The following is a 12,877-nucleotide window of genomic DNA, read 5'->3' as shown; positions in this document are numbered from 1 at the left end:
AAAATCAAACATGAGTAACAGAAGAGAATTTATTAAAAAGGCTACACTGGCGACCTCTGGGGTTGTTTTTGGAACCTCAGCATTATCCGCAAAATCGTATAGAAACATTTTAGGTGCCAACGACAGAGTCATATTAGGTTCTGTGGGAATTGGAGGAAGAGGAAAAGACCTTTTAGGTAGCTTTTCTAGCATGTATAAAGATGGGGTAACCATAAAAACGATATGTGATGTAGACTCCAAGTTTTTTGCCGAGAGACAAGCACTTTCAGCTAAAAATCAGAATGGTAACAAACCGGGTACAGCGACAGACATGCGTAAGCTGTTTGATGATAAAGAAATAGATGCAGTGGTGGTGGCTACGCCAAATCATTGGCATGCACTTTCTGCCATTTGGGCTTGTCAAGCGGGTAAGCACGTGTATGTAGAAAAACCAAGTTCTCATAATGTATGGGAAGGTAGAAAAATGGTGGAAGCTGCAAGGAAATATGACAGGATAGTTCAAGTAGGTTTTCAAAACAGATCTATTTCTAATGTTATGCAAGCGATTGCATTCTTACATGATGGCGGAATAGGTGATGTTTTCATGGCTAGAGGTACCTGTTTTAAGCCTAGAAATTCTTTTGGAATAACGAAAGATAGCACACCACCGTCTACATTAGATTACGACAGATGGTTAGGACCAGCTACATACAGACCGTATAATGAGAAGAAAGGTCACTACAACTGGCACTGGCACTGGGATACAGGAAACGGAGATACAGGAAACCAAGGTCCTCATCAATTTGATGTGGCACGTTGGGGCTTAAATAAGAAAGTACACCCTATTAAAGTGCAGTCTATGGGTAACATTTTTGGTATTTCACCTTCGGAATGTTCTCAAGAAACGCCTAATACTCAGATTTCTGTTTTTGAATACGCCGACGGTAAAATGTTGGAGTTTGAAACAAGAGGAAGGTTTACCAATGCCGAGTCTAATGAAGGCATTAAGATAGGTAATATGTTCTATGGCACAGAAGGCTGGATGGAGATAAACGGTAGCACTTGGAAAGCCTATAAGAATGATGAGAAGGAGCCTTTTGCGGGTTCTGGAATGGGTGCGGGTGCAGCCATTGGAGGGGATAGTTCTTTCAGAACAGCACCAGATAGTAATGGGCATTTCGCTAATTTTATTGATTCCTTAAAAGCAGGAAATAACAAAGGTTTGAACTGCGAAGTGGAGGTTGGCCATATGTCAACGGTATTGCCACTGATTGCAAACGTCGCTTACAGAGTAGGAGAGACTTTAAGATTTAATGGAGAATTTGAGGAGTTTATCAATAATGAGGAAGCAGATTTAATGCTCAGCAGAAAGTATAGATATCCTTATATCGTTCCTCAAAACGTATAATTAGAAAAATCAAACCCCTTAAATGCCCAGGTTGTACTGGTTTGTTTAAGGGGTTTTTTATGTTCAATAGTTGGTCATATATGGAAGCTTCTCCAATCGTGAACCTTAGATTTTAATCCAACAGGCTTCTTACTTCATCGCTGTTCCAGTTAGCAGAACCTGTTTTGTCAATTAAAATGTTGCCTTTTTCATCTATGAAGTAAGTGGTGGGCAGGCTATTTGTTTGTAATTCCGGAGGAGCGGTACTTGTAATCTGATAGATGGGTAGCTTATAGCCATATTTTTTGAGGAACTTATCTATGGCGGCAGGATTGTCATTGGTCGCAAAAATAAATACTGCCTTGTCTTTATAATCGTCATGTAAGGCCTGCATGCTAGGCATCTCTGCAATGCAAGGTGGGCACCAAGTAGCCCAAAAATTAATCAATATTTTTTTGCCTTTGAAGGCATTTAAGTTGATAGAATTTCCATCTAAATCCATCAATTGCCATTCGTAGTTGCTCAATTGTTTAACATCCTCAGGCTTCTCTACAGATGGACTAAAAGCTAAAAGTCTATTCACGGCCACCTTAATGGGGGTTCCGGTTTGGGGGATGACTAATAATACTACAAATATTCCAAAGAGTATATTGCTCCAATTTCTTTTCATAGCTGCAAAGATGTGCCATTTTGTGTTTTTAGTCTGTGATTGGCGTCACAGAAGTCCCTAATAATTGGAGGTGTCTGAATGAAAAGAATACGGATAAAGATTGGTACCGTAACACATGAAAATAAAGCGAAATCAAAAGGAGGTAAAAGTGTTACTAGCTAATTTTTAAAACGCACAATCTTTTTAGCTTGTGCGTTTCTTTAGTTTCTAATCTTCAGAAACTTTCAATATTAATTTCCCTTGTTTATTGCCGTCAAAAAGCCTTAACAAGGTATCATTAAAGTTTTCAATGCCTTGGTAAATATCTTCTTTGCTTTTTAGTTTGCCCTCGTCCAGCCAAATTTCCATTTGCTCTCTGGCTTCATGGTAGCGGTTGGCATAATCAAAAACCACCATACCTTTCATAGAGGCTCTGTTGACCAGTAAGGACATATAGTTACTTGGGCCACTAACTTTTTCAGTATTATTATATTGAGAGATGGCTCCGCAAATAACAATTCTAGCATGCATAGCCAGTCTAGAAAGAGCGGCATCTAAAATTTCACCACCTACATTGTCAAAATAGACATCAATGCCTTTCGGACAATGCTCTTTTATGGCAGCATAAATGTTATCAGATTTATAGTCAATGGCGGCATCAAAGCCCAGTTCGTTTACGAGATAGTCGCATTTGGCTTTGCCGCCGGCTATTCCAATGACTTTGCAGCCTTTGATTTTGGCAATTTGCCCTACCACACTTCCTACGGCACCGGCAGCACCAGAAACCACTACGGTTTCACCTTCTTTTAGTTCACCTACTTCCAAGATCCCAAAATAGGCGGTCATGCCCGGCATGCCTAATACGCCTAGGTATTCTGTTAAAGGTCTATGACCTTCTTCTACTTTTAAAAATCCTTTTCCGTTAGAAACGATATACTGCTGCACACCACCAGTACCTACTAATACATCACCTTCTTTGAATTTTGGATGATTATTGGCTTTTACCACTCTTCCTAAGGAGCCTGCACGCATCACCTCGTTAATACCAACTGGCGGTATATAAGAGCGTACATCTCTAAGCCAACCTCTCATGGCAGGGTCTAAAGAAATATATTCTGTTTTGATTAAAATTTCACCTTCGGCCAATTCAGGTATTTCAGCAGTGTTTAAGGTCCAGGTAGAAGCCGTAGGTAAGCCTACTGGGCGTTCTTTCAATAAGATTTGTTTGTTCATTTGTTTGTTTTGAAGTTTTTCAAGAGTTCACCCTAAAATTAGGCAATGGAAAATTAAATTCAGATTTTCTTTCCACTTACTGTTTGTAAAAAGCCTCTTTTCTTATTTAGAACTTCACATTTCGTATAGTCATCCATGTTTCTTTTGTTTTTGACGGAAAGCATTGAATTGAGGTGAAAAAAGACCGTTTTGAAACGTAAAATCCTTAATTTTGTTGAACCTATTGACAATAAGTCTTCATTGAAAAAGCTGAATGCAGCAGGAGAGTGTGAGCGGAATTACAAGTTTAAAAGAAGAAGTATTTAAGTGTTGCTTAAATAACTTGGCGGAACAATCATCGCTAGATTGGTTTAAAGAAAAGGTACAGAAATTAGAAACGAACGCATCGTTTTTTCTTGCCTTTGGTATGCTAAATAGGAAGGTGGAAAATTCGAGCGTTACCATTTCACCAGATTTAAAGGAGCGTTTGCAAAAAATTAATCCAGCCTTTTCTGAAAAAAAATGGGACTTAGTTTCCTTTTGCAGGTTGGCCTTCTTGCTTCAATTGGAGTCTTCGGCGATCAAAGAGAAAATAGAAACGCTGTTAGCCTCTGCCGACATAAAGGAGCAAGTAGTCATTTATAGATCACTACCGTACTTAGAAAACGCAGGAGATTTCAAGTTGAATATCATTGACGGTATCCGTACCAATATGATTGACGTTTTTGACGCCATTGCTTTAGAAAACAACTACGCTTTCACCTATTTCGGTGAAGACGCCTGGAATCACATGGTCTTAAAAGCCATTTTTATGGAAAGACCAATTTATAGAATTTATGGTATTGACGAGCGAAAGAATGACAAGCTAGCTGGAATTCTACAGGATTTCGTGCATGAAAGATGGGCCGCAGGAAGATTAGTTACTCCAGAACTTTGGCGAATACTGAGTGGTTTTACAACCGAATCCATAATAGACGATTTGAAAAAAGCCGTGCTTAATGATACAGATTTAGGTAAAGCAGCCGCTCAAAAAGTTTTAGAAGATGCCAATCAAACAGACTGGCTAAGAAGTCAGGGTTTATCTACCGTTTCAAAGACATGGGAAGAAATTGGTAAAGAAATATGGGAAGCTTAAAAATACGAACCAATAAAGTTTAGAAATATGAAATTTATAGACCCACATGTACACATGTCGTCCAGAACTACGGATGATTATCAAGCCATGCAGAAGGCGGGAATAGTGGCGATAATAGAACCAGCATTTTGGTTGGGACAGCCAAGAACGGAAAAAGGAGCTTTTAAAGATTATTATAGCAGTATAGTAGGTTGGGAGCCCTTCAGATCTTCTCAGTTTGGTATCAAACATTACTGTACCATTGGCCTGAATTCTAAAGAGGCTAATAATGTGCCTTTGGCAGAGCAGGTGATGGAATTACTGCCATTATATGCCACTAAAGATAATGTGGTGGCCATAGGCGAAATTGGTTATGATGACCAAACGGAAGCAGAAGATAGATTTTTTAGAGCTCAGATAGAACTCGCGAAAGAAGTCAATTTGCCAATACTGATACATACGCCGCATAGAGATAAGAAAAACGGGACTTTACGCAGCATGGATGTGTTAGAAGAGCATGGGATAGACCCTTCGATGGCGATTATAGACCATAATAATGAAGAAACAGCAAAAGCTGTTTTAGATAGAGGTTATTGGGCCGCATTCACCATTTACCCAAGAACTAAAATGGGTAGCGAAAGAATGGTGGAGGTTGTGAAACAGTATGGTTCAGAAAGAATCATAGTGGATAGCTCAGCCGATTGGGGTGTAAGCGACCCGCTGGCGGTTCCTAAGACTGCACATCTTATGTTGGCAAATGGCATTTCTAAGGAAGATGTGCACATGACCTGTTACCAAAATGCATTAGATGCTTATGCCAAAAGTGGTAACATGAAAGAAAGTGATTGGGCGAATGGTGTTACCTTTGACCAGTCGGTACTTTATGGCGGAAATAGCGTTTTACGTGGTCAAGACCCTGTAAAAGGAAAGGCTTCAGACTCAGACATTATAGAAAATTAATGAAGCTTTTCTATTATTTAGCAATGACCAGGCCTGCCAATGTCATTACGGCGGTGTCTGATATAGCGGCAGGAGCGGCCATTGCAGGTGCGTTTCTATTACAACCATTTCCATGGACTTCGGTCTTATTATTGGCACTGGCTACGGCTTGTCTTTATGGTGGAGGTATTGTTTTTAATGATGTTTTTGATTTAGAAATAGACAAAGTAGAACGACCAGAAAGGATTATTCCAAGCGGTAAAGTGACGCAGCGTCAGGCGGTAATATTCGGTATATTTCTATTTGTAATTGCTATATTTACTGCCTCTTTTGTAAGCGTTCTGAGTGGGGTAATAGCGGCCTTAGTGGCACTTTTTGCGGTGATATATGATAAATTCGCCAAGCATCATTTAGTGGCTGGCCCTTTAGCTATGGGTGTATGTCGTGGTTTAAACTTGGCATTAGGGATGAGTGTTTTGGCCAACGGTCAATGGCCAGAAATGTGGATGATGATTTTCCTTCCAATCGTTTTTATAGCGGCCATTACCTTGACCAGTCAAGGTGAAGTTTTGGGGAATAATAAACTAGCCGTGACGTTTGCCCTTATATTAGATGTGCTGGTAGCGTCGGTGGTTTTAACTTTGGGCTTTAAAGGAATTATGAATCTTTGGATGGTTTTGCCTTTTGTACTGCTTTGGATAGGGATAAACTTGCTTGCCAAACTCAAAGCCATTCGGTTTAACGAACCTAAGAACATTATGAATGCGGTGAAGATGGGTGTACTCTCCTTAATACCGCTGAATGCTAGCTATGTAGCAGGTTTTAGCGACTGGAAATACGGTTTAGCCGTATTATGCCTTTTACCTATTTCCATATTATTGGCTAAAAAATTCGCTGTAACCTGAATTTAAAACCAGGTTTTTTGATTTTAAGATAGACGTCAGGAAAGATATAAAATGAATATAGAGCAGAATTTCTCCATCAATTATAAATATCAAATTCTCTTCACGAGAAATATGTTTGATGTATCAAACACAGAGCTGTTTGATGTTTTAAATGAGCAAAAAGAATCGCCAAAGGCCATTCAAGTGTCTTTTGTAATAGACAGCGGATTGAATGATTGTCAGCCAGAGCTTATACACAATATTGAAAAATATGTGTCCGCCTTTCCTAAATTAAAATTGGCCTGTAAGCCCATTATAGTGACGGGAGGAGAAGACGCCAAAAATACCATGTCGGAGTTTGAGAAAACACTGTCCATGATAAACGAGGCCAAGATAGACCGTCATTCTTTCCTTTTAGCTATAGGCGGAGGAGCAGTTTTAGACATGGCGGGTTTTGCCGCAGCCGTTGGGCATAGAGGTATCAGACATATTAGAATCCCGACTACGGTTTTATCTCAAAACGACTCTGGTGTAGGTGTAAAAAACAGCATCAACTATTTTGGTAAAAAGAACTTCTTAGGAACATTTGCTCCGCCTTTTGCGGTGATAAATGATCTGAACTTTTTGACGTCTTTAGATGAGCGTGACTGGCGAGCAGGCATGTCTGAAGCGGTAAAAGTGGCATTAATAAAGGATGAAGCATTTTTTGATTGGATAGAGGCGAATGCCATTGCTCTTAATAATAGAGATCTGGAGGCTATGGAGAAATTGGTTTTCGATTGTGCTAAATTGCACACCCACCATATTTCTAATAGCAATGATCCTTTTGAAATGGGTTCTTCCAGACCATTGGATTTTGGCCATTGGGCGGCTCATAAAATGGAGCAGATTACAAACTTTGGAATCAAACATGGTGAGGCGGTAGCCATCGGTATCGGTTTAGATATCGTTTATGGAACGTATGCCGGTTTTATGTCGGAAGTGACTGCAGACCGCATTTTAAAAGTACTATCAAACTTAGGTTTTGATACTTTTCATCCCGTGCTTCTAAACGAAACAGGCACGCATATTAATACAGAGCTTTTAAAAGGACTAGAGGAATTTAGAGAGCATTTAGGTGGCGAACTCACCATCACCATGGTAGAGAAAATAGGCGAGAAGTTTGATGTGCACGAAATGAACACCGACTGGATTGAAAAAGCCGCTTTAACACTATTGAAAAAGCAAGAGACCCATGCGTATTAATAAACATCAGGCACATTTAAGCTACTGCAGTAATATCCACGCAGGGGAATCTTGGACGGCCACTTTTGAAAACCTTAAAAAGTACACTACCAAAGTTAGAGATGGCCTAAAAACCGAAAGCTTTGGCATAGGTTTAAGACTTTCAAACGAAGCTTCCTTGGAACTTTTGGAAGATGATAATCTGACTATTTTCAAGGACTGGTTGGCCAGTGAAAACATGTATGTGTTTACCATCAATGGTTTTCCTTATGGTGGTTTTCATAATCAAGTGGTGAAAGATGAGGTGCATACACCAGACTGGAGTACGCCAGATAGGCTGGCATATAGCATTCGCTTATTTGATATTTTGGCCGAACTATTGCCAGAGGGTTTAGATGGCGGAGTTTCTACATCGCCCATTTCTTATCGGTTTTGGCATAAAGATGAAGCGGCTTTAATAGAAGTAAAAGCGGTGGCGGTGCGTCAACTTTCTCAGCTAATGCTTCACCTGGCTGAGATCAAAACGAAAACAGGAAAAAGTCTACATTTAGACATGGAACCTGAGCCAGATGGCATCTTAGAAACCAGCGACGAGTTTGTTGATTTCTTTAATAACGATTTACTGCCATCGGGTAAAAATCAGATAAGTGCTACATTGGGTATAGGCCTAAATAAAGCAGAGGAGATTATCAGAGAGCATTTTCAGCTCTGTTATGATGTGTGCCATTTTGCCGTGGGTTTTGAAAAACCATCGGAGGCTATAGCCAAGGTAAAAGCGGCCAATATCGGTATTGGAAGAATTCAGATTTCAGCGGCATTGAGCAGCGGTATTTTAGGTAGATCAAAAGATAGAGCGATTGTTCAAGAACAATTGAAAAGATTTGACGAACCTACTTATTTGCACCAAGCGGTGGTAAGAAAAACGGACGGTGCACTTGTAAGGTATAAAGATTTAGGTCCAGGCTTAAAGGATATTCAGCAGGCGGATTTTCAAGAAATAAGAACACATTTTCATGTGCCTGTTTTCACAGAGAAATATGAGAAATTAATATCTACGCAGCAAGATATTATTGATACGCTGACTGTTTGGAAAGAAGAAAACTTCACCAATCATTTAGAGGTGGAAACCTATACGTGGGATGTACTTCCGGAAGCCATGCAAACCGATATAGTGAGCTGTGTGGTTAGAGAGTTGGATTGGGTTAGAACAGTAGCAACAGCATGAAAAAAGTAGCGGTAATTAACGTCATTGGTTTGTCAAAGCGGGTTTTAGGAAAGCATACCCCTTTTTTGAGCCAATGGGCGGCTAAGAAAAATATAGCAAGTGTGGAGCCTGTTTTACCTGCTGTAACTTGTGCTGTGCAAACCACTTATTTGACAGGAAAATGGCCAAACGAACACGGTATAGTAGGGAACGGTTGGTTTTCAAAAGAAGCCCAAGAGGTGCAGTTTTGGAAACAGTCGAACCAACTGGTTCAAGCTCCCAATGTGTGGGATAATATTCGAAAAACGAACCCTGGTTTTACTTGTGCCAATATGTTTTGGTGGTATAACATGTATTCTACGGCAGATTACTCGGTCACCCCAAGGCCGCAGTATAGAGCAGATGGGCAAAAAGTACCAGACTGTTATGCTGCTCCAGCAGATTTAAGGGACCGCTTGCAGGCAGAATTGGGTACTTTCCCATTATTCCATTTTTGGGGACCAAAGACCACTATAAAGTCTAGCCAATGGATAGCCGACGCTTCTAAAAAAGTGCAGGAATGGTATCATCCAGATTTGATGTTGGTCTACTTACCACATTTAGATTATGTGCTGCAGAAATATGGGCATGATGAAAAACACTTGCCAAAAGACCTCGCGGAGATTGACAAAGTATGTGAAGACCTAATCACCTATTTAGAGGCACAAGGTGTGGAGGTTTCTGTCATTTCAGAATATGGCATTACGAATGTCGAAAGACCTATTCACCCAAATCGTGTTTTACGTGATATGGGTTTGTTAGGGATTAGAGTGGAAAATGGTTTGGAGTTATTAGATGCTGGGGCGTCAAAAGCCTTTGCAGTAGCCGACCATCAAATAGCCCATGTGTATGTCAATGACAAAACGCAGCTAGCGGCTGTTAAAAAACGATTTGAAGCGGAAGCTGGCGTAGCCTTAGTTTTAGATGAAGAGGGTAAAAAGAAATATTATTTAGACCATGAACGCTCAGGCGACTTGGTGCTGGTAGGGGATGACAAAAGTTGGTTTACCTATTATTTTTGGGAAGATGATGCCAAAGCACCAGACTACGCCAGAATGGTAGATATTCATAAAAAACCGGGTTACGACCCAGCCGAAATGCTTTTAGACCCAAAGCAAAAACTTATTATCCCGAAAATCATCTTTAAAGTGCTTAAGAAAAAGCTGGGCTTTAGAATGGTGATGGATGTGATTCCTTTAGACGCTACTTTAGTGAAAGGCTCTCACGGTGCTGTCAATCTTCAAGATGAAGACAAAGCTATTTTTATAAGCAGCCAAAAACATGATTCTAATATTGCCCCTACAGCCATTCATGATTTGATTATGAATTCGGTTTTAAATTAATCTCAGATTAGCTTACTTTTCAAAGTCACGCAGTAGGCTATTTTTGTATCCACCTCATATTTTTTCCAAGACTTTTTTAGTCCTGTATTGTATATTTTATACAAATGAAATGATTGGGAAGTCCATGCTTAAAATTGCAGTGATTTTACACTTCTTTTGGCCAGATTATTGAACGATTATAAGCCTATTTTTTTTGCAAGGCTAGTAGGTGATTTACTGAATATAGACGCGTGAAAACCCCTCTGAAAATTTTGAATTTCCCCAAACTTCTGATTGTTTTTTTCTTTTCGAATAATGGCTTCTTAAAGTCAATCTCAAAATTAGCTTTTTCGTACAAATGCCCTAAAAAGTGTGTATTGGTCTGCTTTAGCCCCCCTCCGCCTGAAATGAGTTAAAGAATGTCCGAAATGAGTTAATGGAATGGTGGTGAAAATCCGAAGTTTATGGTGAGGAATATCCTGTTGAATCAATATTAAACTTTCGAAGAATATGAAACACTTTTATTTAATTTATAGAATGGAAAAGGCTCTCAAGAAATTGGGCGTGATCTTGATTTTGTTGTCAATATTTAGTCATGCTAAGGCTCAACAATTAGATGCCACTTTTAGTGTAATTCCTGGAACAGGGGGAAACTATAAGATTCAAATGGTTTTGAATCAGCCAGTGACCTTTAAGTTTAATGAAGATTATAGCTCTAGCCAAAATAGTGTTACAGTTATTGTTAAAAATGTTTATTCAGCTTTTCCTGGATCACATACCTCTAGTGCAACAGGTCTTTCTTTTACAACCTCCACTAATAAGAGAGGCATAGGGGGTGATATAGGTAACTACGGTTCTGACTATGGTCTGTTTGAAAAGAATTATGATGAAGCTATTAATTTTAAACTTCCCGTTGGTATTACTTTAGTAACAAATGAGACGCTTACTATTCCAGAGGGAACGATAGTACAAACCGACCCAGGCAATTTTCTGTCATCCCAATCTTTCGCTTCTGGCCCATACACAGCTTTTATACCTAATAGCAGTGATTTTACAAGACAAGCAGCAACTATTATTGCCGTTACTCCTGAAATAAATTTAAAAGCCAGAAATACAAATATTCTGGATGGTGATAACTCACTATCATCTAAAAAAGATACCGATTTCTTATATGCTTACACTAATGGTGAGTCAGTTACCCATACTTTTACTATTGAAAATACTGGAAGTGCGACTTTGACTTTAAGTGGTAATCCTGCCATTTCAGGAACACATGCCGCTAATTTCGCAATAACGTCTAATCCTGATTTAAGCATTGCACCAGGAGCTTCTACTAACTTTGATGTGAAATTTGACCCGAGTGCTACAGGTGTCAGAAATGCAATAGTAACTGTAAATAGTAACGATTCTGATGAAGCGGTTTATAATTTTGATATAAAGGGAACGGGTCAAAGTACCACTCAAGTAAGATGGGTCAACAATCAGTCTGAGACCAGGCCAGCAACCATTGTTTTAGAAGGAGTAACGTATAATGTATTTGCAAATACTTACACGGATATTCAGTCGGCAATAAATGCAGCCTCAAATGACGATATCGTCTTAATCACTGATGGTGTTTATAGAAATGCTGTCGAGTCAACATCAACTAACTGTGCTCTCAATGGAGCTGATCAAGATCAGGCACTTTATTTAAATATTACCAATAAGAGAATTAAGATTAGTTCAGAGACGGGAGATTATTGTAGCTCAAATGCAAGACTTGTCGGTTATGGTTTTGATATCAAGTATGGATTTACTAATCCTGTAACTATACAGGGTTTAAATATTGATAGCGTACGAGTAAATGCCTTCTGGAATACTAATAATATTGCTTTTGCGAGTTATGCGGCAAGTAATGTTAAAATATTAAAAAACAGAGTTTCTAATACACGTTCACATGGTTTAAAGACGGATTCTGGAGGAGGTTATAAAGCTGACCGGGGAGCATGGGATATCCAGGGAAATGTTTTTGAGAATATAGGATTTTATGACGGCTCTGGTCACTGTACCACACCTGTCGCCGTTTCAGCTATGTGGTTAGGGGAAGCAGGTGATAGTTTTGTTATTTCCGACAACATTATTGACAATACTAGATGGGCTGGAATTTTATGTGATGGATATACTAATTTAAAGATTAATGGAAATAGAGTTTCAAATACTGTAAATGCTGGTATACAGATTGGATATTCCTCAGCCAATGGGTATAACTCAGAAAATGCAAACATTAGTCATAATACTGTTGTGAATGCCAACACTAGCCATGAGCTAGGTATAGGAGCTATTACCATTTTAAATAGTAATGTGCAGGGCGTGTTAATTTCCAATAATGACATTTCCAGTTCATTTAATGGACTGGCTATTGAGATAGCGGGTTGGCAAGATTCACAAGACATCGCCTTTATCAATAATAATAATTTCTACAGCCTTACTGGGGGCTATGGTGTGACTCATATAGCTGGGATAGCACCGAACGGTTTTTTTGGAACAGCTGATAATCTGGGTAAATACAATTTCGATAATAATTATTGGGGAGCATCCAATGGACCAAATTATTCTACAAATTCCGGCGGAACAGGTGTTGGCCTATTTAAAGAAACAACGGTAAAAGGCAGTGGAGGTAGTGCCATGGTTTACTCTTCTGGAGATTTTGATTTTTTGCCATTTTCTACCTCGGCAAATGCAGTAAATTCAGTAACTCCTCAAAGCTGTTCATCACCCGAAATAAACCTAAAAGGAAACGGCCAAGATATAGCCGATTGTGATAACTCACCAAGAACAGCAGATGATACTGATTTTGGAGTTGTTGCTCTTGCTTCTGGAACCAATGTCAATACTTTTACTATAGAAAATCTGGGAACAGGAGATTTGACTTTAAGCGGAAGCCC

9 protein-coding genes and 1 pseudogene are annotated in these 12,877 nt (G+C 39.3%); 8 read left to right on the top strand and 2 right to left on the bottom strand.

Annotated features, from left to right (window positions below; translation table 11 throughout):
* Window positions 1-10 precede the first annotated feature (10 nt).
* Window positions 11-1,387, top strand: a complete 1,377-nt coding sequence (locus ACTBZY_RS21785; RefSeq protein ID WP_463048503.1) for a Gfo/Idh/MocA family protein — start codon at window positions 11-13, stop codon at window positions 1,385-1,387.
* A gap of 112 nt (window positions 1,388-1,499) precedes the next feature.
* Here ACTBZY_RS21785 and ACTBZY_RS21780 read toward each other — a convergent pair whose 3' ends face one another.
* Complete coding sequence (locus ACTBZY_RS21780; RefSeq protein WP_463048502.1) at window positions 1,500-2,036, bottom strand: TlpA family protein disulfide reductase; 537 nt, start codon at window positions 2,034-2,036, stop codon at window positions 1,500-1,502.
* A gap of 207 nt (window positions 2,037-2,243) precedes the next feature.
* Window positions 2,244-3,248: an NADP-dependent oxidoreductase gene (locus ACTBZY_RS21775; RefSeq protein WP_463048501.1), complete on the bottom strand. Its 1,005-nt coding sequence runs from the start codon at window positions 3,246-3,248 to the stop codon at window positions 2,244-2,246.
* Between the two features lie 253 nt (window positions 3,249-3,501).
* On the opposite strand from ACTBZY_RS21775, the gene ACTBZY_RS21770 reads away from it, so the two are divergent.
* The 7 genes and pseudogenes from ACTBZY_RS21770 to ACTBZY_RS21740 all read left to right on the top strand — a co-directional run.
* Complete coding sequence (locus ACTBZY_RS21770) at window positions 3,502-4,362, top strand: EboA domain-containing protein (RefSeq protein ID WP_463048500.1); 861 nt, start codon at window positions 3,502-3,504, stop codon at window positions 4,360-4,362.
* 27 nt (window positions 4,363-4,389) lie between these two features.
* Entirely contained in the window at window positions 4,390-5,301 is a 912-nt protein-coding gene (locus ACTBZY_RS21765; RefSeq protein ID WP_463048499.1) for a TatD family hydrolase, read from the top strand.
* On the top strand, window positions 5,301-6,185 hold the full coding sequence (eboC, locus tag ACTBZY_RS21760; protein ID WP_463048498.1) for a UbiA-like protein EboC: 885 nt from the start codon (window positions 5,301-5,303) through the stop codon (window positions 6,183-6,185). Before ACTBZY_RS21765 ends, eboC begins: the two co-directional genes overlap by 1 nt.
* Before the next feature lie 48 nt (window positions 6,186-6,233).
* A pseudogene (locus ACTBZY_RS21755) lies at window positions 6,234-7,409 on the top strand (3-dehydroquinate synthase); the annotation flags it as partial.
* On the top strand, window positions 7,399-8,613 hold the full coding sequence (gene eboE, locus ACTBZY_RS21750) for a metabolite traffic protein EboE (RefSeq protein ID WP_463048497.1): 1,215 nt from the start codon (window positions 7,399-7,401) through the stop codon (window positions 8,611-8,613). The pseudogene ACTBZY_RS21755 and the gene eboE, both read left to right, overlap by 11 nt.
* Complete coding sequence (locus ACTBZY_RS21745; protein WP_463048496.1) at window positions 8,610-9,974, top strand: alkaline phosphatase family protein; 1,365 nt, start codon at window positions 8,610-8,612, stop codon at window positions 9,972-9,974. Before eboE ends, ACTBZY_RS21745 begins: the two co-directional genes overlap by 4 nt.
* A gap of 516 nt (window positions 9,975-10,490) precedes the next feature.
* The coding region (locus ACTBZY_RS21740; protein ID WP_463048495.1) for a choice-of-anchor D domain-containing protein at window positions 10,491-12,877 on the top strand (2,387 nt) is incomplete at its 3' end.

The organism is Arcticibacterium sp., assembly GCF_055134445.1.
The sequence above is the reverse complement of the archived record's forward strand: the minus strand, read 5'-3'. Positions and strand labels throughout refer to the sequence as shown.

Excerpts from the sequence above, each read along its gene's own strand:
- ACTBZY_RS21775 (WP_463048501.1), bottom strand. The coding sequence starts at position 3,248 with ATGAACAAACAAATCTTATTGAAAGAACGCCCAGTAGGCTTACCTACG.
- ACTBZY_RS21765 (WP_463048499.1), top strand. The coding sequence starts at position 4,390 with ATGAAATTTATAGACCCACATGTACACATGTCGTCCAGAACTACGGAT.
- eboE (WP_463048497.1), top strand. The coding sequence starts at position 7,399 with ATGCGTATTAATAAACATCAGGCACATTTAAGCTACTGCAGTAATATC.
- ACTBZY_RS21745 (WP_463048496.1), top strand. The coding sequence starts at position 8,610 with ATGAAAAAAGTAGCGGTAATTAACGTCATTGGTTTGTCAAAGCGGGTT.
- eboC (WP_463048498.1), top strand. The coding sequence starts at position 5,301 with ATGAAGCTTTTCTATTATTTAGCAATGACCAGGCCTGCCAATGTCATT.
- ACTBZY_RS21780 (WP_463048502.1), bottom strand. The coding sequence starts at position 2,036 with ATGAAAAGAAATTGGAGCAATATACTCTTTGGAATATTTGTAGTATTA.
- ACTBZY_RS21770 (WP_463048500.1), top strand. The coding sequence starts at position 3,502 with ATGCAGCAGGAGAGTGTGAGCGGAATTACAAGTTTAAAAGAAGAAGTA.
- ACTBZY_RS21785 (WP_463048503.1), top strand. The coding sequence starts at position 11 with ATGAGTAACAGAAGAGAATTTATTAAAAAGGCTACACTGGCGACCTCT.